At 72.4% G+C, this 22,907-nt stretch carries 23 protein-coding genes and 1 pseudogene; 14 read left to right on the top strand and 10 right to left on the bottom strand.

Going from position 1 to position 22,907, the window contains the following annotated elements:
* Positions 1 to 27: 27 nt before the first annotated feature.
* Positions 28 to 657, bottom strand: a complete 630-nt coding sequence (locus LZ198_RS17480; protein WP_253973120.1) for a YiiX family permuted papain-like enzyme — start codon at positions 655 to 657, stop codon at positions 28 to 30.
* Between the two features lie 93 nt (positions 658 to 750).
* Between LZ198_RS17480 and LZ198_RS17475 the strand changes: the two genes are divergently transcribed.
* Positions 751 to 2,007 (top strand): adenylate/guanylate cyclase domain-containing protein, encoded by a 1,257-nt coding sequence (locus tag LZ198_RS17475; protein ID WP_253973119.1) that lies wholly within the window; start codon positions 751 to 753, stop codon positions 2,005 to 2,007.
* A gap of 9 nt (positions 2,008 to 2,016) precedes the next feature.
* Here LZ198_RS17475 and thpR read toward each other — a convergent pair whose 3' ends face one another.
* Together thpR and LZ198_RS17465 are read right to left on the bottom strand one after the other, a co-directional pair.
* Positions 2,017 to 2,568, bottom strand: a complete 552-nt coding sequence (thpR, locus tag LZ198_RS17470; RefSeq protein WP_253973118.1) for an RNA 2',3'-cyclic phosphodiesterase — start codon at positions 2,566 to 2,568, stop codon at positions 2,017 to 2,019.
* A 3-nt stretch (positions 2,569 to 2,571) separates the two neighbouring features.
* Entirely contained in the window at positions 2,572 to 3,096 is a 525-nt protein-coding gene (locus LZ198_RS17465; RefSeq protein ID WP_253973117.1) for a metal-dependent hydrolase, read from the bottom strand.
* A gap of 88 nt (positions 3,097 to 3,184) precedes the next feature.
* Between LZ198_RS17465 and LZ198_RS17460 the strand changes: the two genes are divergently transcribed.
* Positions 3,185 to 4,429 (top strand): adenylate/guanylate cyclase domain-containing protein, encoded by a 1,245-nt coding sequence (locus LZ198_RS17460; protein WP_253973116.1) that lies wholly within the window; start codon positions 3,185 to 3,187, stop codon positions 4,427 to 4,429.
* A 220-nt stretch (positions 4,430 to 4,649) separates the two neighbouring features.
* Here LZ198_RS17460 and proS read toward each other — a convergent pair whose 3' ends face one another.
* Complete coding sequence (gene proS / locus LZ198_RS17455; protein ID WP_253973115.1) at positions 4,650 to 6,083, bottom strand: proline--tRNA ligase; 1,434 nt, start codon at positions 6,081 to 6,083, stop codon at positions 4,650 to 4,652.
* A gap of 188 nt (positions 6,084 to 6,271) precedes the next feature.
* On the opposite strand from proS, the gene LZ198_RS17450 reads away from it, so the two are divergent.
* The 3 genes from LZ198_RS17450 (at position 6,272) to LZ198_RS17440 (ending at position 8,350) form a co-directional block, all read left to right on the top strand.
* Complete coding sequence (locus tag LZ198_RS17450) at positions 6,272 to 6,949, top strand: DUF4336 domain-containing protein (RefSeq protein WP_253973114.1); 678 nt, start codon at positions 6,272 to 6,274, stop codon at positions 6,947 to 6,949.
* Positions 6,930 to 7,655, top strand: coding sequence for a TetR/AcrR family transcriptional regulator (locus tag LZ198_RS17445; RefSeq protein WP_253973113.1), 726 nt, complete (start codon positions 6,930 to 6,932; stop codon positions 7,653 to 7,655). The genes LZ198_RS17450 and LZ198_RS17445 overlap by 20 nt, the downstream gene beginning before the upstream one ends.
* Positions 7,656 to 7,729: 74 nt before the next feature.
* Positions 7,730 to 8,350 carry an MXAN_6652 family MXYO-CTERM-anchored protein gene (locus LZ198_RS17440; RefSeq protein ID WP_253973112.1) on the top strand — a complete coding sequence of 207 codons (621 nt, stop codon included), beginning with the start codon at positions 7,730 to 7,732 and terminating at the stop codon, positions 8,348 to 8,350.
* Positions 8,351 to 8,456: 106 nt separating this feature from the next.
* On the opposite strand, the gene LZ198_RS17435 is transcribed toward LZ198_RS17440, so the two are convergent.
* Both LZ198_RS17435 and LZ198_RS17430 read right to left on the bottom strand, forming a co-directional pair.
* Entirely contained in the window at positions 8,457 to 9,008 is a 552-nt protein-coding gene (locus LZ198_RS17435; RefSeq protein ID WP_253973111.1) for a hypothetical protein, read from the bottom strand.
* Between the two features lie 138 nt (positions 9,009 to 9,146).
* Complete coding sequence (locus tag LZ198_RS17430; protein ID WP_253973110.1) at positions 9,147 to 9,530, bottom strand: hypothetical protein; 384 nt, start codon at positions 9,528 to 9,530, stop codon at positions 9,147 to 9,149.
* Positions 9,531 to 9,689: 159 nt separating this feature from the next.
* On the opposite strand from LZ198_RS17430, the gene LZ198_RS17425 reads away from it, so the two are divergent.
* A complete protein-coding gene (locus LZ198_RS17425; RefSeq protein ID WP_253973109.1) occupies positions 9,690 to 11,054 on the top strand; it encodes a hypothetical protein in 1,365 nt (454 codons plus the stop codon).
* Positions 11,055 to 11,094: 40 nt separating this feature from the next.
* The gene (locus LZ198_RS17420; protein WP_256559660.1) at positions 11,095 to 11,718 is read left to right on the top strand and encodes a YdcF family protein; all 624 of its coding nucleotides are present in this window, start codon (positions 11,095 to 11,097) and stop codon (positions 11,716 to 11,718) included.
* A gap of 172 nt (positions 11,719 to 11,890) precedes the next feature.
* Here LZ198_RS17420 and LZ198_RS17415 read toward each other — a convergent pair whose 3' ends face one another.
* Both LZ198_RS17415 and LZ198_RS17410 read right to left on the bottom strand, forming a co-directional pair.
* Positions 11,891 to 13,459 carry a trypsin-like peptidase domain-containing protein gene (locus tag LZ198_RS17415; RefSeq protein WP_253973107.1) on the bottom strand — a complete coding sequence of 523 codons (1,569 nt, stop codon included), beginning with the start codon at positions 13,457 to 13,459 and terminating at the stop codon, positions 11,891 to 11,893.
* A 141-nt stretch (positions 13,460 to 13,600) separates the two neighbouring features.
* On the bottom strand, positions 13,601 to 14,104 hold the full coding sequence (locus LZ198_RS17410; RefSeq protein WP_253973106.1) for a MarR family winged helix-turn-helix transcriptional regulator: 504 nt from the start codon (positions 14,102 to 14,104) through the stop codon (positions 13,601 to 13,603).
* 110 nt (positions 14,105 to 14,214) lie between these two features.
* On the opposite strand from LZ198_RS17410, the gene modA reads away from it, so the two are divergent.
* The 3 genes from modA to modC are packed head-to-tail and all read left to right on the top strand — an operon-like array spanning position 14,215 to position 16,729.
* Complete coding sequence (modA, locus tag LZ198_RS17405; RefSeq protein WP_253973105.1) at positions 14,215 to 14,988, top strand: molybdate ABC transporter substrate-binding protein; 774 nt, start codon at positions 14,215 to 14,217, stop codon at positions 14,986 to 14,988.
* Complete coding sequence (gene modB / locus LZ198_RS17400) at positions 14,985 to 15,662, top strand: molybdate ABC transporter permease subunit (RefSeq protein WP_253973104.1); 678 nt, start codon at positions 14,985 to 14,987, stop codon at positions 15,660 to 15,662. Before modA ends, modB begins: the two co-directional genes overlap by 4 nt.
* Complete coding sequence (modC, locus tag LZ198_RS17395) at positions 15,659 to 16,729, top strand: molybdenum ABC transporter ATP-binding protein (RefSeq protein WP_253973103.1); 1,071 nt, start codon at positions 15,659 to 15,661, stop codon at positions 16,727 to 16,729. The genes modB and modC overlap by 4 nt, the downstream gene beginning before the upstream one ends.
* A gap of 45 nt (positions 16,730 to 16,774) precedes the next feature.
* Here modC and LZ198_RS17390 read toward each other — a convergent pair whose 3' ends face one another.
* On the bottom strand, positions 16,775 to 17,383 hold the full coding sequence (locus LZ198_RS17390; protein WP_253973102.1) for a hypothetical protein: 609 nt from the start codon (positions 17,381 to 17,383) through the stop codon (positions 16,775 to 16,777).
* 307 nt (positions 17,384 to 17,690) lie between these two features.
* On the opposite strand from LZ198_RS17390, the gene glgC reads away from it, so the two are divergent.
* Positions 17,691 to 18,938 carry a glucose-1-phosphate adenylyltransferase gene (glgC, locus tag LZ198_RS17385; RefSeq protein WP_253973101.1) on the top strand — a complete coding sequence of 416 codons (1,248 nt, stop codon included), beginning with the start codon at positions 17,691 to 17,693 and terminating at the stop codon, positions 18,936 to 18,938.
* A 4-nt stretch (positions 18,939 to 18,942) separates the two neighbouring features.
* On the opposite strand, the gene LZ198_RS17380 is transcribed toward glgC, so the two are convergent.
* Positions 18,943 to 19,650, bottom strand: coding sequence for a siderophore-interacting protein (locus LZ198_RS17380; protein WP_253973100.1), 708 nt, complete (start codon positions 19,648 to 19,650; stop codon positions 18,943 to 18,945).
* A 459-nt stretch (positions 19,651 to 20,109) separates the two neighbouring features.
* On the opposite strand from LZ198_RS17380, the pseudogene LZ198_RS43660 reads away from it, so the two are divergent.
* The 3 genes and pseudogenes from LZ198_RS43660 to LZ198_RS17365 all read left to right on the top strand — a co-directional run.
* Positions 20,110 to 20,328: pseudogene (locus LZ198_RS43660) on the top strand (hypothetical protein); the annotation flags it as partial.
* A 49-nt stretch (positions 20,329 to 20,377) separates the two neighbouring features.
* Positions 20,378 to 21,292, top strand: coding sequence for an HmuY family protein (locus tag LZ198_RS17370; protein ID WP_253973099.1), 915 nt, complete (start codon positions 20,378 to 20,380; stop codon positions 21,290 to 21,292).
* Positions 21,289 to 22,794 carry an MXAN_6640 family putative metalloprotease gene (locus LZ198_RS17365; RefSeq protein WP_253973098.1) on the top strand — a complete coding sequence of 502 codons (1,506 nt, stop codon included), beginning with the start codon at positions 21,289 to 21,291 and terminating at the stop codon, positions 22,792 to 22,794. The genes LZ198_RS17370 and LZ198_RS17365 overlap by 4 nt, the downstream gene beginning before the upstream one ends.
* The last annotated feature ends 113 nt before the right edge of the window (positions 22,795 to 22,907 follow it).

Genomic DNA, 22,907 nt, shown 5'->3' with positions numbered 1-22,907 from the left:
ACCCCAGGTGCGTGCCGGTCGGATGACTCAAAGAGACATATCCCGCACGGTCGGGAAGTCCGAGTGGACCACCATGAGCCGCTCATCGAGCGCGAGGCTGGCGGGGGTCACCAACTGCTGCTCCAGCGGGACGTCGCGCCCGTAGCGCTCGCGCAGCTGGGCGCGCAGGCCGGCCACGTCGAGCGACCCCAGGCGCTCCATGCGCCCGTACTCCACGCCCGCGCCCCGGGCGTACGCCTTGCGCACCAGCTCCGAGCAATACATCGCCTCGTCCCCCCAGCCGAAGCGCCAGTCATAGGGTTTGCCCAGGTGGGCCTTCGCCGCGTCCAGGGCCCGCTGACGCAGCTCGGCGTCGAGTCCGCGGGGACGCAGCACCAGGATGTGTCCGCGTACGCCCCGGGCCTTCCAGGTCGCGAAGGCCACGCGTTGCACCGGCTGCACCGCCTCCACCACCCACGCGCCCTGGGGCGTCACCTCCACCAGTCCCACGTGAGACAGCGGGCTGTGCGTGGCCGCCTGGATGGCCTGGGACTGACGCGAGCGCGAGGTGTGCAGGACGATGTCTCCCGTCCGGAGCTGTGCCTCGAGCGGCTCGCGCGGCCCGGCGACCGCGGTGTGTGCCCAGAGCCACAGCCACAGCATCCACCCCACCCGCATGTCCCAGGTCCTTTCCGGTGCTTCGTGTCTCCAGGGTGATGTGTTGCAGGCTCGATGCCAGGGTTTGGGCGGCTCTGGTAGCGTGAGACATCCATGGTGTCGACACCTGAGACTCCTCAACACGAAGTGGACCTGTCCGCGGCGTTCGAGCGCAACCTCGTGGACGAGCAGGTGCGAGTGGCCCGGCGACTCGGCGCGCTGCGCTTCGTGGGCGTGCTCGCGTGGCTGGGGCTGAGCGTGACGCAGTCCTGGCCCGTGTCCTACGTGGCGCTGGGCGCGTATCTCGGGCTCGCGGCGGTGTTGTGGGCGCTGGCGGGGTTCATCAACCGCTTCTGCCGTTACGCCACCATGGCCGTGGCGCTGGTGGACGCGCCCATGGTGTTCCTCCAGCAGTACTTCACCGTGCAGGCGGGGGTGCCCGCGCAGTTGGTGGGCCCGATGACGTGCGCGGTGTACGGCGCGCTGCTCGCCCTGGCGGTGCTGTCGCTGGACGCGCGCACCGTGGCGGCGGCCACGGTGATGAGCATGGGCTTCACCGTCGCCGTCCTCCGCATGGGTCCACCGGGGGACTGGGCGCTGGAGCCGGTGTTCGTCACCATCCTCGGCGTCATCGGCCTGGCGCTCGGGTACGCCGCGCACCGCATCGGGCGGCTGCTGCACGACATCACCCAGGAGCAGGCGCGCCTCGCGCGGCTGGGGCGCTACTTCTCTCCCGCGGTGGCCCGGCACATCGCGGAGCACGGCACGGGCGTGACGGACGGCCAGCACCGCGAGGTGACGCTGCTGTTCTCCGACATCCGGGACTTCACGTCGATGTCGGAGCGGATGGAGAGTCCGCAGGTGGTGGCGCTGCTCAACGAGTACCTGTCGAGGATGGTGGAGGTGGTGTTCCGCCACGGAGGGACGCTCGACAAGTTCATCGGCGACGGCATCCTCGCGTACTTCGGCGCCCCGCTGGACCACCCGGACCACGCGCGCGCGGCGGTGGCGTGCGGGCTGGAGATGCTCGACGCGCTCAACGGGCTGAACGCGGAGCGGGTGGCGCGAGGCGAGGAGCCGCTGCACATCGGCATCGGCATCCACACGGGGCGGGTGGTGGTGGGGGACGTGGGCAGCGCGCAGCGGCGCGAGTACACGGTGATTGGCGACGCGGTGAACCTGGCCAGCCGCATCGAGGGCCTCACCAAGCAGGTGGGCACGCCGCTGCTCGTATCCGAGGCCACGCGCACCAACGCGGGGGACACCTTCACGTGGGCGCCCGCGCCGCCGGTGGCGGTGAAGGGCAAGCGCGAGCCGGTGTTCACCTTCGTCCCGGCGACGGGGCGCGCCGCCGCCGTGGCGCGCGCCTGAGGCACGGCCTCACGGCGCGCGGGTGAGCGGCACCTCCACGCGGGGCACGTAGTGGGCGCCCTGGCTCTCGAAGAGGATGAGCCGGTCCACGCGGCCCTCGCCGAGCGTGCTTCCCGCGAGCGCCTCCACGCACTGGACGAGGTCCGCGTCGCCGTGCTCCTTGCCCCGCGCGAGCGTCAGGTGGGGCGCGTAGTCCTCGTAGTCCGACTTGAAGCCCAACGGCAGGAGCGCGGCGGCGGTGTCCGCCTGGAGGGCCTTCAGCGCGGCGATGTCGCCCCGCACGTCCGCCCAGAGCACGCGCGGATGGGCGGGCTGGCCGAAGCTGCCGCCGCCGCCCACGGACAGGGTGAACGGCGCGTGGCGGGTGCCCAGGGGCAGCAGCGCCGCGCGCAGCTCGGCCAGGCGGGCGCGGTCCACCTCCCCCAGGAACAGCAACGTCAGGTGGAGTCCCTCCACGCGCACCCAGCGCGCGCGGGGGGCGAGCTCGCGCAGCCGCACCAGCTCCTGGGTGACGCGGGTCTCGATGTCCCGTCCCAGCGTGACGGCGGTGAACAGGCGCATGGCTCAGGACTCCTTCGCGCTCCGGCGCGGCCAGAAGGCATAGGCCCAGAAGGGGATGAAGGCGAGCAGCTCCACGGCGGTGACGTACAGCCCGCGCGGCGACAGCATGCCCGCGCCGATGGGCGCGACGGGCAACGGGCGCACGGGGGCGAACAGGCGCGCGTTCGAGAAGGGCCACAGGAGCGCGGCCCCCAGGCCGCCGTCCGTCAGGGAGTCCAGCACGCCGTGGCTCGCCAGCGCGAGGAAGGCCAGCAGGCCCCAGCGCTTCGCGCGCGCGCCCAGCCGCCACGCCACCAGCGCGACGAGGAGCGCGCCCGCCACCGCGATGGCGAACGAGTGCGACGCGCCCCGGTGTCCCCAGGGCGCGGCGTAGGGGATGCGGAACACGAACGCCACCACGTCCGCGTCCGGGGCCAGGGCGAGCAGGCCGAGGAGCGCCATGGAGCCCGCCAGCCTCCAGCGTGACGCGCCGTTCGCCTCGTACCGCCCCAGGGCCATGCCCACTGCCACGTGACCGATGCTCGCCATGTCGCGCCGCAGGATAGCCGACGAGCGCCGCCCGTCACCTCGCCGCTCCCTGGAGGCGATGCGGGGGCTGGGCTAGCGTGTCGGGTCGATGCGGACGCCTTCCCAGGTCGAGGACACGCTCCGGTTGCGGCTGGTGACGTGGCGCGCGCAGGTCGGGGAGTGGCTCAACCGCGTGCGGGCCACCGGCGTGGTGATGTGGCTGCTCATGGCGTGGCTGTTCGACTGGCGCACCCCGCTCGCCGTGCTCGGGGGCTACGTCGTGCTCGCGGTGGGGCTGTGGTTCGGCGCCCGGAACGTCTCGCCGGTGGGCCGCCGGCCCGCGCTGGGGCTGGTGTTCCTGGACATGCCCGCCATCTACGCGCTCCAGATGCTGTCCATCGGCGTCGTGGGCAACGACAACGCGGTGCCCACGGCGCTGCTGACGCTGGGCGTCTACATCGTGCTGGTGGTGCTCGTGTCGCTGGTGACGCTCTCGCGCGTCATCGTGGTCGTGGCCACCGCGCTGGCCATCGGCCTGGAGGCGCACCTCGTGTTCCGGGCCGGCATGGCGTGGGACATGTTCCTGCCGGGGATGATGCTGGTGGTGACGCTGGGCGCGCTGGCGGCGGGCTTCATCAGCCGGCAGGTGCTGGGGCTCGTCACGGAGGTCGCGCACGAGGAGGTGCGCCGCGAGCGGCTGGGGCGCTACTTCTCCCCGGAGGTGGCCCGGCAGATCGCCCAGGACGGCGCGGACTCCGGACGGGGCCAGCACCGCGAGGTGACGCTGCTGTTCTCCGACATCCGGGGCTTCACGTCGATGTCGGAGCGGATGGAGAGCCCGCAGGTGGTGGCGCTGCTCAACGAGTACCTGTCGAGGATGGTGGAGGTGGTGTTCCGCCACGGAGGGACGCTCGACAAGTTCATCGGTGACGGCATCCTCGCGTACTTCGGCGCCCCGCTGGACCTGCCCGAGCACCCGAGGTCCGCGGTGGCCTGCGGGCTCGCCATGCTGGAGGCGCTGGAGGCCTTGAACGCGGAGCGGGTGGCGCGAGGCGAGGAGCCGCTGCGCATCGGCATCGGCATCCACACGGGGCGGGTGGTGGTGGGGGACGTGGGCAGCACGCAGCGGCGCGAGTACACGGTGATTGGCGACGCGGTGAACCTGGCCAGCCGCATCGAGGGCCTCACCAAGAAGGTCGGTGTCCCCATGCTGGTGTCGGAGGCCACGCACCAACGCTGCGCGGACGACGCCACGTTCACCTTCACCGCGGCCACGCCGCTGCCCGTGGCCGGCAAGACGGAGCCGGTGGCCACGTTCGTCCCCAGCCGCCCCGCGCTGCGCGCCGCGGGCTGAAGGGCCCGGCGGTCGCTCCGTGCCCTTCGCCGGTGGCGCCGCGAGGAGAGGCCGGCCCGCGCTGCCCGATGCGCGTCGTCGGCCGCGCCCCTCCCGTGGAGCCCACCGGAAATGGAACGAGGGCCACGAGGTGGGCGACGTCGCCCGTCCTCGCGGCCCTCGTGGGGCTTCATCCACACGGGGCCCGGGCACGGGGCGTGCCCGGACCTCGGGGGGTGTCTCAGTACGCCTTGGAGAACACGATGCGGCCCGGCGAGGGCTCGCCGGTGACGATGCACTTGCCCGGCTCCTGCTCGAGCGCGAACGGCCGGCAGCGCGTCGTCAGGCCCGTCTCCTCCTTGATGCGCGCCTCCACCTTGGGGTCGAGGTTCCAGTGCGCCAGCAGGAAGCCCGCGTCCGCCTTCTCCTTCATCTCCTCGTAGGTGTTGACCTCGAAGGTGTTCGCGTCGCGGAAGGACTTGGCCTTCTGGAACAGGTCCTTCTGCATGGCGTCCAGCATGGCCTGCGCCTTGGTGACGGCCTCGCCCAGGGACACGAACTCCTTCTGGCGCACGTCGCGGCGGACCATCACGCACGAGTCCTTGGCCAGGTCCTTGGGGCCCAGCTCGATGCGCAGACACGTGCCCACCAGCTCGTGCTCGTTGTACTTGAAGCCCGGGCTCTTGCTCTCGTCGTCGTCCACCACCACGCCCAGGCCCGCCTTGCGCAGGTCCGCGGCGAGCGCGTGCGTCTTCTCCAGCACCGCCGCCTTCTCCGCGTCGGTCGCCTTGCCGAAGATGGGGATGACGACCACGTGGGTCGCCGCCAGCTTCGGGGGGATGACGAAGCCCGCGTCATCCGAGTGGGTCATGATGAGGCCGCCGATGAGGCGCGTGGACACGCCCCACGACGTCTGCCACACGAAGTGCTGCTTGCCGTCGCGGCCCTGGAACTGCGTCTCGAAGGCCTTGGCGAAGTTCTGGCCCAGGTTGTGGCTGGTGCCCGCCTGCAGCGCCTTCTTGTCCTGCATCATCGCTTCGATGCTGTACGTGCGCAGGGCGCCGGCGAACCGCTCCGACTCCGACTTGCGCCCCGGCAGCACGGGCATCGCCATGTAGTCCTCGGCGAACGTGCGGTAGACCTCCAGCATCTGGAGCGTCTCCTTCTCCGCGTCCTCCTCCGTCTCGTGGCAGGTGTGGCCCTCCTGCCAGAGGAACTCCGTGGTGCGCAGGAACAGGCGCGTGCGCATCTCCCAGCGCATCACGTTCGCCCACTGGTTCAGGAGCAGCGGCAGGTCGCGGTAGCTCTGGATCCACTTGGCGAAGCTGCGGTTGATGATGGTCTCCGACGTCGGCCGGATGACATAGGGCTCCTCCAGCTTCGCGCCGCCCGCGTGCGTGACGACGGCCAGCTGCGGGTTGAAGCCCTCGACGTGCTCCGCCTCCTTCTTCAGGTAGCTCTCGGGGATGAGCAGCGGGAAGTAGGCGTTCTTGTGCCCCAGGTCCTTGAACATCTTGTCCAGGACCCGCTGCATGTTCTCCCAGATGGCGTAGCCGTTGGGCCGGATGACCATGCAGCCCTTCACGTCCGAGTAGTCGGCGAGCTTCGCCTTCTGGACCAGGTCGACGTACCACTCGGAAAAGCCCTTCTCGCGGGGCGTGAGCTTCTCGGCCATGTGCAGGGAACCTTTTTCAGTCGTGGAAAGAGGACGGTTGCCTACGCCGGGCCCACCCGGAAATCAACGCCCCAGTCGCCCCACCCGTCGCCCGCGCGCCACCTCGCCCCGTCCCCGGAACTTGCGAGATTTTCGACCCACGGTCAGAATATCGAATCGAGGTTGATTTCTTCCCGAACGGGGTCGACATGCTCCACAACGTCGCGACGGACGTGCACTGCCTGACCGTGTCCTTCGAGGTCGGCGGGTTCCTGGAACTGGGTGGGCGGATGACGGTCATCCGCCTGCCGGACGGCGCGCTGTGGGTGCACTCGCCCGTCCGCTGCACGGCGGAGGCGCGCGCGGCGGTGGACGCGCTCGGGCCGGTGCGCTTCCTCGTCGCGCCCAACCTCATGCACCACCTCCACGTGCGGGAGTGGGCGGAGGCCTACCCGGAGGCGAAGGTGGTGGCGCCCGCCGGGTTGCGGCTCAAACGACCGGACCTGCGCATCGACCAGGAGCTGGGGGGCGCGCAGGGCGCGGCCTGGGCGGGCGTCATCGAGCCGGTGCTGGTGCGGGGCATGCCGAAGCTGGACGAGTTCCTCTTCCTCCACCGCCCCAGCGGGACGGTGCTCGTCACGGACCTGGCCTTCAACATCCACCAGTCGGGCTCCTGGACCACGCGGACGTACCTGAAGCTGTGCGGCGCGTGGCGGCGGCTGGCCCCCACGCTCCTCACCCGCTCCGCGGTGAAGGACCGCGCGGCGGTGCGCGCGTCCTTGCCGCCCGTGCTGGCGTGGGACACGCGCCGGGTGGTGGTGTGCCATGGCGACGTGCTGGAGGCGGACGCGAAGGAGGCCCTGCGCGATGCCCTCGAACGGCTCTAGCAGCGGCGGGCGCAGGCCGGGCGGGTCGCGCCGTCGCGCCCCGGCCCCCGCGCCCACCGTGCCAGCGGAGCCCCCGGACGCCGAGCGCCAGGCGCGCAAGGCGCGGCGTCAGGAGGGGCGGCGCAAGGCCATCCTCGCCGCCGCGCGCGCGGTGCTCGTGCGCGAGGGCGTGCTCGGCCTGACGCTGGAGGCGGTGGCCAGCGAGGCGGACCTGAGCAAGCCGTCGCTCTTCTACTACTTCCGCTCGAAGGAGGACCTGGTCGGGGCGCTGGCCCTGGAGGGGCTCGCGCGCGAGGTCGAGGCCCTCGAGGCCGCCGTCGCCCACGCGCCCTCCGGCGTCGAGGCCCTGGCCACGCTCGTGAGGGTCAAGGTGGACCTCTATGCGGAGGACCTGGACGCCTTCCGGGTGGTGTACCTGTGGCCGCAGTTCCTGGGGTCGCAGAGCGAGGCGTTCCGTGAGCGGCTCTACGGCCTGAGCGCGCGGCTCAACGACACGCTGGAGGCGCGCCTCCAGGCGGACCTGAAGGCGGGGCGGCTGGGGGCGGGGCTCCAGCCCCGCAGGCTGGCCAACGTCGCGTGGACGGTGGCGCACGGCCTCCTGTCGATGGTGGCAGGAATGGAAGGTGCCGGTGGGACCACACGCCACGCGTTGTCACAGCTTCGCGACGAGGCCTGCGCGCTGCTGCTGCGCTCGGGTACCCGGTGAGGTGCTGGGAAGGTATTGCGCGTCGCGCTAAGAAGGGGCCTCCCTTCCATCCTGTTTCTCCCCCAGGAGGCTTCATGCGGTCGTTCTTCCAGTCCCTCGGCGTCACCGGCGTGGTGGCGGCGTGCCTCGTCTCCGGCTCCGCCTTCGCCTATGCCACCGGTCAGACGGGCTACAGCGGCAAGCAGGGCCAGAGCTGCATGGCCTCGGGCTGCCACTCCGGTGGTTCGAGCACGCCCACGGTGACCATCGAGGGGCCCGCGACGCTCGCGACCGGGCAGTCGGGCACCTACACGCTCGTCATCAAGGGCGGCCCCGGTACGCGCGCCGGCTTCAACGTGGCCGTGGACGGCAACGGCGGCAGCCTCACGGCGGGCTCCGGCTCCAAGAAGCTGTCCGAGGAGCTGACGCACACCGCGCCCAAGGCGTTCTCCAACGGCGAGGCGCGCTTCGACTTCACGCTCGTCGCGCCGGCCAACGCCACCTCGCTCACCCTGTTCGGCTCGGGCAACTCCGTGAACGGCAACGGCGCGGAGACGGGTGACGCGTCCGCCGAGGCGAAGCTCGTCGTGAAGGTGGGCGGCGGCGACAGCGGTGGGGGTGACGACGGCGGCGGCTGCGCGGCGGCCGCTGGCGCGCCGCTGCTCGGCGCGGTGCTGATGCTGCTCGGCGTGCGCGCGCGCCGTCGCGACGCGTAGCCTTCCGCCCGTCCCACGCACGGGCCCGAGGAGCGGGGGGGGCTCGACGCCCCCGCTTCCCGCGCCCGTGTGGCGACTGCTCCGGACGCTCCTCGCGTCCGGGGGCTCACGTCACGTTGAAGCGGTAGATGACGTCCGGGTCGCCCTTGCTGAAGCTCTTGATGACCTCGTGCTTGAGGTCCTTGGCCCCCAGCGACGACAGCCCGCCGAAGCCGAACCCCATCACCGACAGCTCGAAGTACACGTGCGGCTTGGGCACCTTGAGGATGTGCAGGTCCGTGTAGCCCTGGCCGGGCAGGACCTCCATCTCCCCCGCGGTGAAGTAGCCCTTCCAGATGCCGGGGGTGAAGTAGAGGAACCGCCGGAAGTCGCCCGGGGCGAACATGCTCTTGAGCTGTCCCTGGCCCAGCGCGTACTCGGCGGACTTCACGCCGAACTGCCACCAGATGCTCCGGTCACCGCCGTAGAGGCGGTTGAGCAGCTCCTCGTTGAAGCGCAGGAACGCGTCCACGGGGATGCGCGTCACGGGGAGGATGGGCTGCCCGAAGACGGGCTCCTTCTTCTTGAACTCCGCGACGAAGTCCTTCCACGCCTGCTCGCCGTGGCTCTGCACCGTCATCTGTTGTCGTGCCAGGAACGCGACGCCTTTGACTTCCATCCAGTGTCCTCCCACTGCGTGCCTCGCGCGGGGCCGCGCGCGAGGGAATCCGTCCCGGCGTCCCCGGGAAGGATGGGGTCGGCCCCGCGCCGGGTGCAGGCGACGCACGGGGCGGGGGCGACGGCACTCGCCCCCTTGCTACTCGAGCTGGAGACCGCAGTCCGCGCAGGCGCCCGCCACCAGCGGCGCCACCGTTCCGCACGCGGGGCACGGCGGCTCGCCGTCCTCGCTCACGGGCTGGGCGAACGCCGGGGCGCCGTCCGCCAGCGTGCCCTCCCGCCGGATGCTGTCCATCCAACGCTCCTGGAGGAGCGAGGCCACCCGCGGGCCGTCCTCGGGCCGCACCAGCACCTGGAACTTGGGTGAGCACCCCGGCTTCGAGCACGCCTCGCGGTGCACGAGCGCCGGGACGTCCGCGTCCAGACAGGCCTCCACCAGACGTCGTGCATCCGCCAACGCCATCTCCGCGCAGGGCATCAGCTCCGCGTCGGACAGGGCTCTCGTCGCGTCTTCGGGTGTCATCACCCGCCGGATTGGAGCCGACGTGATGGGCCCACGTCCAGGGGCGGGCCGTGTCATCCGACCTGGGGGCTCCTCCCGCGGGCCCGCCCACGTCACCACCCTGGCGTTCGCTGCGTCCTGGGCTCCCGGGTGTCAGGCGGAGCACGGGGACATGACGCAATGCTTCACAGGTTCTGGGGTTGGGGTGCTGGGGTGCTGCTCGCGCTGGTGGTGGGCTGTGAGCGTCCGGGGGAGGCGCCGGCGGGAGGTGACGGCGAGGCGTCGCTGGGCGAGGTGACGCCGCTGCCCGCGGGACGCGAGCTGTCCGGGAGGGCCCGCTGGCTGCGGACGTTGAAGGGGCAGGGGCGCGAGTCCGCGGCGGGGCTGGCGTACGACGGGCGCGGCAACATGTTGCTGGCGCTCAACTCGGACGACGCGGTGGAGGACCTCTTCGGGCCGCTGCGCGTGCCGGGGCCCGGGCGCTTCGTGGTGGCGAAGTACGGCACGGGGGGCGAGCGGGTGTGGTCGCTGTCGCTGCCCGGCTTCGCGGAGGCCATCGCGGCGGGCTCGCAGGGGCAGGTGTTCGTCGCGGGGCGCAACCCGGAGGGCGTGGACTACGGCTCCGGCGCCCTGCGCCAGGGGCGCTTCCTGATGCGGTTGGACAAGGACGGGGACATCGCGTGGTCGCGTGGCCTGGAGGCGATGGAGCTCACGCCGCGGCTGCGCGTGGAGCGCGCGGAGGTGGATGGCCTGGGCAACGTCCTGCTGGCGGGCACCCGGCCGGATGTCGACGTGGAGAGCGTCCCCATGGTCGTGAAGGTGGACGCGAAGGGGGCGCTGCTCTGGACGTACCACCATGACGCGCCCGGGGAGGGCACGGGCGTGGCGACGGACGCCGAGGGCAACACGTACGTCGCGGGGCTCCTGCGACCGTCGCGGCGCGACTCGATTCCCTTCGTGCTCAAGCTCGACGTCCGGGGGCGGCGCGTGTGGGAGCAGCGGCTGGCGACGGCGCAGGGGCGCGCGATGGGCGTCGCCGCGCAGGGCGACCGTGTGCTGGTGGTGGGGACGTTCTCCCGTTCGCTCACGTTCCGGGGGACGGTGCACGAGGCGCGGGGAGGCGAGGGGCGCGGTTTCGTGGCGGGCTTCGACCGGGAGGGGCAGCCCCGGTGGGCGCGGGTGTTGGGGCGCCAGGGGTTGGGCATCTCCATGGACGCGCGGGAGGGGGCCGTCGTCGTCGGGCGGTACGCGGACGGAGACGACCTGGGGGCGGGGCCCGAGGCGGGTGTGCCGGGCAGCACCGTCAACCTCTTCATGGTGAAGCTGGGGCGCGCGGAGGGCGACGTGTCGTGGTCGCACGCGTTCGCGATGGGGCCGGCGAAGGGCGGGGACCTGAGCCAGGACCGCTTCTTCGTCGCGTCCTCGCGCAAGGGGGAGAGCGCCTTCCTGGGCGCGCAGCTGGCGCCGGTGGACTTCGGCACCGGGCCGCTGGACGCGCCGGTGGGCGGGGGGCGCGAGCTGTTCTTCGGTGGCTTCGAGCCCTGAGGCCCGGGGTAACCTCCGGCGCGTGCCTCCCCTCTCGCGCATGGCCCGGTCCGGGCGTCTGCAACGTGTGCTGCTCGTGTCCGCGGGCGTGCTGACGTGTGGGGTGTTCGGCCTGGCCTTCGTCGTGGACCGCTTCGGTCAGCGTGAGCGCGTGGCGTCCGCGGACGCGGTGGTGGTGCTGGGCGCGCGCGTGTTGGAGGGCGGCGTGCCGTCCGCGACGCTGCGGGCGCGGACGGAGAAGGCGGTGGCGCTGTACCACCAGGGCGTCGCGCCGCGGCTCGTCTTCTCCGGGGGCGTGGGGGTGCATGCTCCGTCGGAGGCGAGCGTGATGTTGACGCTGGCGACGCGGCTGGGCGTGCCCGCCGAGGCCTGCGCGTTGGAGGAGGACAGCCACTCCACGGAGGACAACGCGCGCCTGTCCGCGCGGGTGCTGCGAACGCTGGGGGCCCGGCGCGTGGTGGTGGTGTCGGACCCGTATCACCTGCTGCGCGCGCGGCAGTACTTCCGGCTCAACGGCTTCGAGGTGGCGACGAGCCCCACGCTGCTGGCCGAGCGCAACCTCGACGCGGTGGACCGCGTGTACTGGACCGTGCGCGAGGCGGTGGCGCTGCTGCTGCATCCCCGCGTGCTGCTGGCGCGAGCGCCCGTGGCGGAGGACGTTTGAGGCGGTGGAGGGAGTGAGCGGGACGAAGTGTCGCGGTCGGGCCTGTGGCGCGAAGTCGCGCGAGCGTGTCGTGCCGAGACGGCGGGCGCGCCGACCTCGGTCGACGCGTCGCCGAGGGGGACTGGCTGCTGTCGTGCGGTGAGGGCTCGCGGCTCGCGACGTCCGGGATGCGTTACGGCGCGTCGTTGCTCGGCGCGGTGAGGGCCCGCAGCTCGCGGCGTCCGCCCGGGAGTGCCACGCGCAGCAGCACGGACTCGCCCGGCGTGGCCTCGCGCATCACCTGGACCAGGTCCGTGGCGCCGTGCACGGGCTTGCCCTGGGCTTCGACCACCACCATGCCCGGCACCATGTCCGCGTGCTCGGCGCTGGAGCCGGGCACCACGTCCGTCACCAGGGCGCCCGCCCGGGGCAGCTCCTGGGCCCGGGCCAGCCGCGCGTCCATGTCCGAGAGGCTCAGGCCCACGCGCTGGTGCGCCTCCTCGTCCTCGACGGGGGGCGGACGCTTGCTGACGCCCTCCAGGTCCGGCCGCGTGCCGAGCTTCACCTTCACCTCGCGCTTCTTCCCGTCGCGGTAGACGGTGAGCTTCAGCTCGGTGCCCGGGGCCTTCTGCGCCACGGTGCGCGTCAGCGCCCGGCCCGTGGTGATGGGCTTGCCGTCCGCCGCGACGATGACGTCATCCTGGCGCAGCCCGGCCTCGGCGGCGGGCGTGTCCTCGTTCACCTGGGCGACGACGGCCCCCTCGCCGCTGGGCGTCTTGAGCGCCCTGCCCAGGTCCGGCGACGAGTCCTGCACCACCAGCCCCAGCCAGCCGCGCGTGACGGCGCCCTTCTTCTCGAGCTGGGGCAGAAGCTCCCTCACCATGTTGCTGGGGACGGCGAAGCCGATGCCGGAGCCCTGGCCCGCGATGGCGGTGTTGATGCCGACGACCTCGCCCTTCAGGTTGAAGAGCGGCCCGCCGGAGTTGCCGGGGTTGATGGCCGCGTCCGTCTGGAGGAAGTCGTCGTAGGGGCCGACCTGGATGTCGCGGGCCTTGGCGGACACGATGCCCAGGCTGACGCTGGACGCCAGCCCGAACGGGTTGCCGATGGCCACCACCCAGTCGCCCACGCGCAGCGCGTCCGAGTCACCCAGGCGCACCACCGGCAGCTTCTTCACGTCGCCCTGGAGCTGCAGCACGGCCACGTCCGTGAGCGGGTCGGTGCCCAGCACCTTCGCGGAGAACTCACGCCCGTCCGGCAGTTGCACGCCGATCCGCGTGGCGTCCGCCACCACGTGGTTGTTGGTGAGCACCAGGCCTCGCGGGTCGATGATGAAGCCCGAGCCCAGGCCCTGCTGGGGCGCATCCTCCTGTGGCTGCTGCCCGCCGAACGGCTGCGGCCCCGAGCCCCAGGGCAGGCCTCCGAAGGGCGAGTCGTCCTCGTCCGCTCCACCCCAGGGCGACTTCTGGCCCGGGGAGGGCTGCGCCTCGCGCACCTCCACGTTGACGACCGCGGACTTCACGGACTCCACGAGCGGGGCGATGGAGGTGAGCGCGCGGTGCATGTCCGGCGGCATCACCGGCTGCGAGGGCGCCTGCTCGGAGGGCGGCGCCTCCTGGGGCGCTTCGGGGCGCGTGTCCGGGGAGGAGGGCGGTGCGCTCGCGGCGGGCTCCGGCGGCTCCTCCGAGCCGCGCTTGCAGCCCGCCTGGCCCAACACGAGCGCCAGGGCGGAGGCGAATACCGCGCGTGCGCTTGCCTTCATCGCGTTCTCCCCTCCCAGCCGGCGCCCGCCTGCACGCCGGGCTCACGGCCTGGGCCCCGGCGCATCCACGCGCCCCTTGAGGTGGTGTCCCCCCGCGGCGGCGGCACGTGGGCGTGTGCTCCCTCCCCCGGAGGGCGGCCCTCAGGCCGAGCGCTCACGCGAGCTGGCCGCCATCCCCAACGTGTCGATGCGGCGCAGGAGCTTCTCCAGGATGCGGAAGAGCGCCTTGCGGTCGCTGCCGTCCAGGATGCCGAGGACCTGGAACATGCCCTGGTTCACGAAGCGCTCGAGCTTCTGGAAGGTCTGCAGGCCGTCGGGGGTGAGGCGACAGCGCACGACGCGCCGGTCGGCGGCGCTGCGCTCGCGCAGCAGGTGCCCCTCGCGCTCCAGGCGGTCGACGACGCCGGTGACCGTCTTCTCCGTGACCCCCAGCCGCCGGGCGAGCTCTCCCATGGTGAGCGACCCATCCTGACCGAGCCAGAGCAGCGCGTGCACCTGCGGCGGCGTGAACTGCAGCTGCTCGCACGTGCTGGCGATGGGGTCGCGAAGTGAACGCCGACGCCCCAGGGCCAGCAGCAACTGCTGGAGCCTCAGGACGTCCGCCGAGATGTCCTCATCTTCTTTAGGATGGATATTCCGCGACACAGAGTATGGCTTAGCGGGCGATCCGCTGTGGGTCAACCGGTTGTCTTGCCAGGGGCCGCCGTGCGGACAATGCGCCCCCGTCTGGCGGTCTTCGCGAGGAGCGACCTGGAATGCGAGCCCTTCTCCTGCTGTGTGTCAGCCTCGTGGCATTCCGCGCCACCCCGGCGCGGGCGGAGGAGGGCCTGGTCTTCGCTGCGGCGAGCACCACGGACGTCCTCCAGGAGCTCCAGCCGGCCTTCACGAAGGCCACCGGCCACACGGTGAAGTTCGCCTTCGGGGCCTCGAGTGACCTGGCGCGTCAAGCCATGGCGGGAGCGCCCGCGGACGCGTTCCTGTCGGCGGACGAGGCGCGGATGGACGCGGTGGAGCGCGCGGGGCTCTTGCGACCTGGCACGCGGGTGGACCTGCTGTCGAACCGGCTGGTGGTCGTCGTGCCCTCGGACGCGAAGCAGGTGCCGAAGGGGCCGGGGGAGCTGAAGTCCCTGCGGCGGCTGGCGCTGGCCGACCCGGCGATGGTGCCCGCGGGGGTGTACGCCCGTGCGTGGCTGGAGAAGGTCGGGTTGTGGACGGCGCTCTCGCCGAAGGTGGTGCCGGCGCTCGACGTCCGGGCCGCGCTGGCGGCGGTCGAGTCGGGGCGGGTGGACGCGGGGGTGGTGTACGCGACGGACGCGGCCCAGTCGAAGAAGGTCCGCGTGGCCTTCGAGGTGCCGGCCCCGGACGCGCCGCGCATCGTCTATCCGGCGGCGGCGCTGGTGAAGGGGAAGGCGCCCGCCGTGGGGCAGGCCTTCGTGACGTTCCTCCAGACGGACGTGGCGCGCGCCGCCTTCGCGCGGCACGGCTTCGGCATGGCGGGTGGTGCGAAGCAGGAGCCGCGCGCGCCGTGACGGAGTCCACGGCGGAGCTGGTCGTCTTCACGTTGACGGTGGCGGCGGTGGCCACGCTCGTCATCCTCCCGCCGGGAGTGGCGGTGGCGTACGCGCTGTCCCGCTGGACGGGCCCGGGCCGGGGCGTGGTGGACACGGTGTTGTCCCTGCCGCTCGTGTTGCCGCCCACGGCGGTGGGCCTGGTGCTGCTGGAACTGCTGGGGCGCGAGGGGCCGGCCGGGCGGGTGCTGGACGCGCTGGGCATCGAGGTGGTGTTCACGCCCCGGGCGGTGGTGCTCGCGAGCGCGGTGATGGCCTTCCCGCTGCTGGTGCGCTCGGCGCGCTCCGGCTTCGAGGAGGTGGACCCGAGGCTGGTGGCGGTGGCGCGCACGCTGGGGGACTCGCGCGCGCGGGCCTTCTTCCGCGTGACGCTGCCGCTCGCGTGGCGCGGCGTGGTGGTGGGCGCGCTGCTGGCCTTCTCCCGCGCGCTGGGCGAGTTCGGCGCGACGGTGCTCGTGGCGGGGAACATCCCCGGCTTCACGCAGACGCTGTCGCTGGCCATCTTCCAGCGCACGCAGTTGGGGCAGGACGCGGAGGCGCTCCGGCTGGCCTTCGTGGCGTCGCTGCTGGCCTTCGTGGCCATCTACGCGACGGAGTGGGTGACGCGGCGGCGGGGAAGGCGGACGCACGCGTGAGCCTGGAGCTGTCCATCCACCTGCCGCTGGCGCGCTTCCCGCTGACGGTGGACGCGCGCCTGACGGGCGCCTGCGTGGCGGTGCTGGGGCGCTCGGGCTCCGGGAAGACGTCGCTGCTGGAGGTGCTCGCGGGCCTGCGGCGCGGGGCGCGCGGGCGCATCGTCTTCGAGGGCCGGGTGCTGCTCGACGGCGAGGCCCGCGTGGACGTGCCCCCGGAGGCGCGGCGCATGGGGTACGTGCCCCAGGACGCGCTCCTGTTCCCGCACCTCACGGCGAGGCAGAACGTGCGCTACGGCGCGCGCGCGGGGCGGCCGTCCCGCGTGGACGAGGCGGTGGCGCTCCTCGAGCTGGAGCCCTTGTTGGAGCGCTACCCCGCGACGCTGTCCGGCGGAGAGAAGCAGCGCGTGGCGCTCGCGCGGGCGCTGGCCACGGACCCGGCGCTGCTGCTGCTCGACGAGCCGCTGGCCGCCCTGGACGTGGCGTTGAAGGAGCGCGTGCTGCCGTACCTGCTGCGCGTGCGCGACGAGGCGCGGGTGCCCATGCTGTACGTGACGCACCAGCTCGGCGAGGCGCGGGTGCTGGCGCGCGAGGCGCTGCTGCTGGAGTCGGGGCGGGTGAGGGCGGTGGGCGCGGCCTCGGACGTGCTGGGGGCGTCGGCGCGGAGCCTGCTCGCGGGCGAGGCGGACGGCGAGGAGAACATCCTGGAGGGCGTGCTGGAGCGCGCGCCCGAGGGCAACACGCGGCTGCGCGTGACGGAGGCACTGTCGCTCTGGGTGCCCGACGCGCCGGAGGTGCCGCCGGGCACGCGCGCGGCCTATGCCGTCCCGGCCCAGGACATCCTGTTGTCCACGGGGCCGCTGACGGGCGTCTCCGCGCGCAACGTGCTGGCGGGAACGGTGACGGCCGTGGAGCCCGCGAGCGCGGGCGAGCTGGCCGCGACGGTGGAGGTGGCGGGCGTGGCCTGGGTGGTGCGGCTCACGGCGTTCTCCGTGCGGGAGCTGGCCGTGTCGCCCGGGCAGCGCGTGTTCCTGGCCGTGAAGACGGCTGCGTGTCGCCGGCTCCGGTAGGCGCGTGCGCGGGCGCCGCGACGCACGGCGTCGTCCGCGCGCCGGTCAGAAGCTCCTGCCGAGTCCGATGACGGCCTGGTCGTGGACGATGCCCATGGCGGGGCTGAGGCCCATGGGCAGGCGCAAGCCGCCGGGGCGCCGCTGGACGTTCGTGGCCTTGGCGACCTTCGCGCGGGCGCGCGACTTGCGGGCGGCGGCATCCTCCGCGCAGTCGTCGTCGCACAGGTCGTCGCAGGCCGAGTCGTCTCCCTCCGCGCACGCGACCAGCCGCAGGTAGCTCAGGCTCAGCGACATCCCCAGCACCAGCCCGCCCAGGATGGACCGCCCGCAGGAGCCATCGTCGCTCCCCAGCGCGCACATGCCGACGCCGGTGAAGAGCCCCGCGCCGGTGAGCACGAGGGGGACGAGCCACAGGTGCGTCGGCACCGAGTCGTCGGCGGTGTCGCTCACGGTGGTGGTGGTGCTCGCCGCGGTGAAGAGGCGGATGCGGTCCGCCGTCGTCCGGGGCAGCCGCTTCTTCACGGGGCGCTTCCCCGTCAGCCGCACGGAGGCGCCTCGGGACGAGAACTCGAAGGCGCGGCTCTCCGCGCGGACCACGCCGGGCGCTCCGAGCCACAGCAGGACGGCGACCAGGGCGAAGACTCGTCGATTCATGTGAAGGTTCCCCACGTGCGGGCCCCTGGCGAGGCGCCTGGAATCGGGCGTGGGTTCGTCGGGGGTGCTCGGGACTGAGCAAGTCGCATGCCTCGAAGCAGGTAACGGTCGGAGGCAGGGTTTCCCTCGGAAATCCTCGGTGGCCGCGTTCGTGAGTGACGCCGGACCCGGACAGGGATGTCGTTCCAGGCGGGGGCTCCGGCGCTCGCACCAGGACACGCGTGTCGCTGCCGGGAGGGGACGTGGAACCGGACAAGGCGCGTGCGGGCCCTATACTGCGCGCCTCGAAAGGGAGTCCCTCCGACACATGGGCACGCGCATCCTGGGAATGATTCTGGCCGGAGGTCAGGGAACCCGTCTGGCGCCGCTGACGCAGCGGCGCTCGAAGCCGGCGGTCCCCTTCGGCTCGAAGTTCCGCATCATCGACTTCGCGCTCAACAACTTCATCAACTCCGGCATCTACTCCATCTACGTCCTGACGCAGTTCAAGGCGCAGTCGCTGACGGAGCACATCCAGCGGGGTTGGCGCTTCGGGTCGGTGTTGCTGTCGGACTACTTCATCACGCTCGTGCCGGCGCAGATGTACCTGTACGAGGAGCTGGGGCCCGTGTGGTACCGGGGCACGGCGGACGCCATCTACCAGAACCAGCACCTGGTGGAGAACCACCGCCCCGAGCACCTGGCCATCTTCTCCGGTGACCACATCTACAAGATGAACGTGGCGCACATGCTGGAGCAGCACGAGGCCCAGCGCGCGGACATCACCATCGCCGCGTACCCCACGCCGCTGGCGGACGCGCACCGCTTCGGCGTCATGCAGGTGGACGAGCGCGGCCGGGTGACGGAGTTCCAGGAGAAGCCCAAGGACCCCAAGCCCATCCCCGGCCGCCCCGACACGGCGCTGGCCAGCATGGGCAACTACATCTTCCGCAGCAAGGTGCTCGCGGAGCTGCTCGAAATCGACGCCAAGTCGGAGGGCTCGCAGCACGACTTCGGCAAGGACGTGCTGCCCCGCGCGCTGCGCGACGGCTACCACATCCAGGCCTACGACTTCGCCAAGAACCCCATCCCGGGCCAGACGGGGCCCAACACCTACTGGCGCGACGTGGGCACGCTGGACGCGTACCACGAGGCGTCCATGGACCTGGTGTCGGTGAACCCGGAGTTCGACATCTTCAACGCCGAGTGGCCGCTGCGCACCGCCAGCGAGTACAGCCCGCCGGCCAAGTTCGTCCACGAGTCCGGCGAGCGCGTGGGCCGCGCCCTCAACTCCATGGTGGCCGGCGGCTGCATCATCTCCGGCGGCGTGGTGCGCGAGAGCATCCTCTTCCGCCGCGCCCGCGTGAACAGCTACGCCAGCGTGCAGCGCTCCATCGTCTTCGACGAGGTGGACATCGGCCGGCACGCCCAGGTGAAGAACGCCATCATCGACAAGGGCGTGCGCGTGCCGCCCAACGCGAAGATCGGCTTCGACCTGGAGGCCGACAAGGCCCGGGGCTTCACCGTCACCGACAGCGGCATCGTCGTCGTCCCCAAGGGCTACAAGTTCGACTGACGCCTCACAGCCCCCGCTTGCCGTCCGCCCAGTAGGCCTTGGTGCGGACGCGGCGGCGGGGGACGTCGCGGCGCTCCAGCAGCTCCTTGCGCCACAGCGCGATGCTGCCCGCGTGCCCCGCCAGATAGGCCGTGACGTCCGTCACGGCCTGCCCCCCGAGCCACCGCCGCAGCGCCTCGCCGCGCGCCTCGCCCGGCTCCCGCGTCACCGCCGACAAGCCCAGCCCCACCAGGCGCGGCCAGTCCTCCGCCCCCGCCTCCACCTCGAGCGCGCCCGACAGCCGCGCCGTCTCCGGCAGCGCGTTCGCCATCGCCACGAACAGCCCCAGGCACGTCTCGTCCCCCAGGAACAGGTGCGCCCGCGCGTCGGGCTCCAGCCCGAAGCCGCCCCCGGGCCCCAGCACGTTCGCCGCGTCCCCGGGCTTCAGCGCGCTCGCCCACGCGCTGCCGGGCCCCTGCCCGTGCAGGTAGAACACCAGCTCCAGCGTCCCCTGCACCGCGTCCACCTGCGAGGGCGTGTAGTGCCGGAACGCCGTCGGCGTCACCCGGAACTCCACCTCCTGGCCGGGCGTGAACGCCACGCCCCGCAGCGCGTCCCCCTCCAGGCACACCCGCCGCAACCTCGGCGCGAGCGTCTCCACCCGCGTCACCCGCGAGGGCTTCATCAACCAGGGCTCCACCGCGTTCGCAATCACCGCCGGCATCTCGGGCATGGGGTCCTCCGCGTTCCACCCTGCTGGAAAGATTTAATATTGAAAATGAGAATCGTTATCAAATAGGTTGGCGCCGGCGGGCGGGGTCGCGCCCGGAGGTGAGAGGCCGGCATGTCGACGAGCCAGGTGATGCCCGCGCCCACGGAGGCGGTGGAACCGCTGACGCGGCAGGACGGGTTCGACGTGCGTCGGATGGCGGGCGCCGCGGTGGGGTGGGTGCCGGACTGCTGCCCGGCGCGCAGGGCCACGGCCCTCCACGCGACGCCGCCCCGGCTGGAGGCCGTGCCCACGCAGGCGTTGGGGGCGGTGCCGGCGCGTCACGTGCTGGCACCGGTACTCGCACACGTCGCGGCGTTCCGGTTGTTGCACGACGTGCGGCTGCGGCTGGCGCGCAAGCTGGGGGACGTGCCGCCGTCCTTCTTCGCCACGCGGACCACGGGCGAGCGGGTGCGCCGCGAGACGGTGGTGGTCATCGCCCACCGGCTGCGCACCCTCCAGGGCGCCGACCAGATTCTCGTGCTGGACCAGGGCCGCATCGTCGAGCGCGGCCGGCACGAAGCCTTGCTCGCCCAGGACGGCCTGTCCGCGCGTCTGTGGCGCGAGCACGAACGCGCGCGGAGCTGGCTTCTGGGCACGGAGCGCCCGGCCGTCGCCTCCGCCGCGCCCGCACGGGCGTGAGCCCGGGCACCGAGTCACGCAATCCACACAGGGAGAGGGAGCAGAAGCCATGATGATTCAGTCCGACGAGACGATGCCGAGGCGCTCGGGGCAGCAGGGCCTGTGGGTCCTGGCCGCGGTGGCCATGTCGCTGGTGTTGCTGGCGAGCTGCGGGGACGACGACGAGCCCAACGACCCGTCGCCGGACTCCGGGACGCAGGTGGACGGTGGCGTCACGGACTCGGGGACCCCGGACTCGGGGACCGGCTCCGAGGACGGTGGCACGGAGACGGACGCGGGCACCGGAGACGGTGGCACCACGCCGCAGACCTGCGGGCCATCCGAGGTCATCTGCAAGGAGCAGAGCATCGACAAGCTCGACCTGTTGACGGTGGTGTCCACGGGCAACATGTCCGAGGAGGGCACCACCTCCGGCGAGTTCCTCTCGTACGTGGACGCGCGCGCCGGTGGCCTCACCCCGACGATGTCCTATACCTACGTGCGCTTCACGCCGCAGGGGCTGCAGCGCGTGCAGATCGACGACCAGGCGGCGCTCGGCTCGACTGAATGGGACCTGGCGTTCCGTCGCTACACGATGCGCGTCAACAGCGGCACCTCCGGCGCCTCCTGCGTCTCCGTGGCGCAGACCGCGGAGGGGACGACCTTCGCCTCGGTGACGTCGGTCGACACCGCGTGGACGTTCAACAAGGAGGCCTGGTACGACAACGCGTGCACGTTCATCGCCGATGACGTCCTGGGCGGTGCGCTCACGCAGTTGGGCAGCTACTTCCGATACGAAGGCTGCCTGGCCATGACCGGCAAGGTGTTCGTCATCCGACTGGCGGATGGCCGGCACGTGAAGTTCGAGGTCGTCTCGTACTACGAGCCCTCCGTGCAGACGGCGTGCAACGATACGGGCTCCCTCCCGTCGGGAACGCCGAGCGGCTCCGGTCAGTTCCGCGTGAAGTGGGCCTTCCTGCCATGAGACTCCGGGCGCTCCTCCTGTTGCTTCCTTGGGGCTGTGCCCCCGTGGAGTCCGCGCGCGGGCCGCACGAGCTTCCCGCGTCGTCGACGACGGCGGAGGCGGGGTTGCAGTCGGAGGGGCGCCCGACCTCGCCGACGTCGCCGATACCGCGCTACGACCCGGGCGAGGTCGTGGAGTCGGTGGTGTCCCCCGAGGGGCACTTCCGCATCCACTTCTCCCGCGTGGGGGTGAACGCGGTCCCGGCGGCGGACGCGGACGGCAACGGCACCCCCGACGCGGTGGAGGTCGTCGCGCGCGCCTATGACCGCGTCGAGGACTTCTACGTCCAGCTCGGCTTCCGGCGTCCGTTGGACGACTCGGCGCTGGACGGGGACAACGGCGGGGATGGGTTGTTCGACGTGTACCTCGTCGACTTCGCGGGCCGCGCCGACGGCGCCTTCCGGCTCGACGCCTGCGAGGACGACGGCACCCGCTGCGTCGGGCACATGCTCCAGGAGAACGACTTCATGGGTTACGGCTACCCCTCCTACGAGGAGGCGGTGGACATCCTCGCCAGCCATGAGTTCTTCCACGCGGTCCAGGCCGCGTATCGGCCGGGGCTCGGCGGCGTCGCCTCCGAGGGCACCGCGGTCTGGGCGAGCGAGCGCTTCGACCCCGCGCTCGACGACCTGGAGCACTTCGCCGCCAGCTACTTCAACCGCCCCGACCGCGCCCTCGTGCTGGACCCGGACGGCCCCGCCGCGACGTTCTCCTATGGCTCGGGCGTGTTCTTCCAGTTCATCGGCGAGCGCTTCGGGGACGCGGCCCTCGTGGGCCTGTGGGAGGAGAGCCTCCGCGCGCCGACCGCGCGCTGGCCCGTGCTGCTGGACACCGTGCTGCGCCAGTGGGGCGCGGACTTCGACACCGCCTTCGCCGAGTTCGCGCGGTGGAACTTCTACACGGGCACGCGCGCGACGTCCGGCCAGGGCTACGCCCGCGCGGCGGGGTTCGCGCAGCCGCTGACCTCCGCGCGCACGCTCCCCACCCAGGAGGCGGACGTCCGGCTGGCGCTCGCCGCCACGCGCTACTTCGAGGTCCCTGGCGGCGCCGACACGGTGCTCGCCCGGTTCGAGCCCAACGCGGGGCAGGACGCCTCGAAGCTGCACCTGCTGGTGGCGGCCGTGACGGACACCGCCGTGCTCCAGGTGGCGCGCGCCGAGGGGCAAAGCCCCCTCACCGCGTCCGTGGACGCCAAGGGCGCCACGCGCGTCCTCGTGGCCGTGGTGGACGGCCGTCACGAGGGCGTGGGGCGCTACGGCAAGCTCTGCCTCACCGCGGACGCGAAGGGCGCGCCCTGTGTCCAGCCCACGCCCGAGGAGCCCGGCGAACCCGAGCAGCCGCACGCCCCCGGCGACGACGACGGGGGCGGCTGCGCGGCGGCGCCAGGCGGGGCCGGTGCCCTGCTGCTGTCCTGGCTGGGGTTCGCCGCGCGTGGGCGACGGCGTGTCCGCCCGGTTGCATAAGGCCTGTCCAAGCTTCACCGGAGCGTCCGTCGCCGTGTCCGACGTGTGACAGGCGCGCGCGCCCTGGGGCTCGAGGCGGAGGGCGGCGTCATCCGCGTGACACTGGTGCGCGC

This window comes from Myxococcus dinghuensis (assembly GCF_024198235.1).
GTDB lineage: Bacteria > Myxococcota > Myxococcia > Myxococcales > Myxococcaceae > Myxococcus > Myxococcus dinghuensis.
The sequence above is the reverse complement of the archived record's forward strand: the minus strand, read 5'-3'. Positions and strand labels throughout refer to the sequence as shown.

Bases quoted from the DNA above. Each gene is read 5' to 3' on its own strand.
- LZ198_RS17380 (WP_253973100.1), bottom strand. From the start codon at position 19,650: ATGCCCGAGATGCCGGCGGTGATTGCGAACGCGGTGGAGCCCTGGTTG.
- LZ198_RS17420 (WP_256559660.1), top strand. From the start codon at position 11,095: ATGGCCCGGTCCGGGCGTCTGCAACGTGTGCTGCTCGTGTCCGCGGGC.
- LZ198_RS17435 (WP_253973111.1), bottom strand. From the start codon at position 9,008: ATGGAAGTCAAAGGCGTCGCGTTCCTGGCACGACAACAGATGACGGTG.
- LZ198_RS17390 (WP_253973102.1), bottom strand. From the start codon at position 17,383: ATGAATCGACGAGTCTTCGCCCTGGTCGCCGTCCTGCTGTGGCTCGGA.
- LZ198_RS17465 (WP_253973117.1), bottom strand. From the start codon at position 3,096: ATGGCGAGCATCGGTCACGTGGCAGTGGGCATGGCCCTGGGGCGGTAC.
- modA (WP_253973105.1), top strand. From the start codon at position 14,215: ATGCGAGCCCTTCTCCTGCTGTGTGTCAGCCTCGTGGCATTCCGCGCC.
- LZ198_RS17445 (WP_253973113.1), top strand. From the start codon at position 6,930: ATGCCCTCGAACGGCTCTAGCAGCGGCGGGCGCAGGCCGGGCGGGTCG.
- LZ198_RS17460 (WP_253973116.1), top strand. From the start codon at position 3,185: ATGCGGACGCCTTCCCAGGTCGAGGACACGCTCCGGTTGCGGCTGGTG.
- LZ198_RS17430 (WP_253973110.1), bottom strand. From the start codon at position 9,530: ATGACACCCGAAGACGCGACGAGAGCCCTGTCCGACGCGGAGCTGATG.
- LZ198_RS17475 (WP_253973119.1), top strand. From the start codon at position 751: ATGGTGTCGACACCTGAGACTCCTCAACACGAAGTGGACCTGTCCGCG.
- proS (WP_253973115.1), bottom strand. From the start codon at position 6,083: ATGGCCGAGAAGCTCACGCCCCGCGAGAAGGGCTTTTCCGAGTGGTAC.
- LZ198_RS17370 (WP_253973099.1), top strand. From the start codon at position 20,378: ATGATGATTCAGTCCGACGAGACGATGCCGAGGCGCTCGGGGCAGCAG.
- LZ198_RS17365 (WP_253973098.1), top strand. From the start codon at position 21,289: ATGAGACTCCGGGCGCTCCTCCTGTTGCTTCCTTGGGGCTGTGCCCCC.
- glgC (WP_253973101.1), top strand. From the start codon at position 17,691: ATGGGCACGCGCATCCTGGGAATGATTCTGGCCGGAGGTCAGGGAACC.
- LZ198_RS17415 (WP_253973107.1), bottom strand. From the start codon at position 13,459: ATGAAGGCAAGCGCACGCGCGGTATTCGCCTCCGCCCTGGCGCTCGTG.
- LZ198_RS17450 (WP_253973114.1), top strand. From the start codon at position 6,272: ATGCTCCACAACGTCGCGACGGACGTGCACTGCCTGACCGTGTCCTTC.
- LZ198_RS17440 (WP_253973112.1), top strand. From the start codon at position 7,730: ATGCGGTCGTTCTTCCAGTCCCTCGGCGTCACCGGCGTGGTGGCGGCG.
- LZ198_RS17425 (WP_253973109.1), top strand. From the start codon at position 9,690: ATGCTTCACAGGTTCTGGGGTTGGGGTGCTGGGGTGCTGCTCGCGCTG.
- LZ198_RS17480 (WP_253973120.1), bottom strand. From the start codon at position 657: ATGCGGGTGGGGTGGATGCTGTGGCTGTGGCTCTGGGCACACACCGCG.
- thpR (WP_253973118.1), bottom strand. From the start codon at position 2,568: ATGCGCCTGTTCACCGCCGTCACGCTGGGACGGGACATCGAGACCCGC.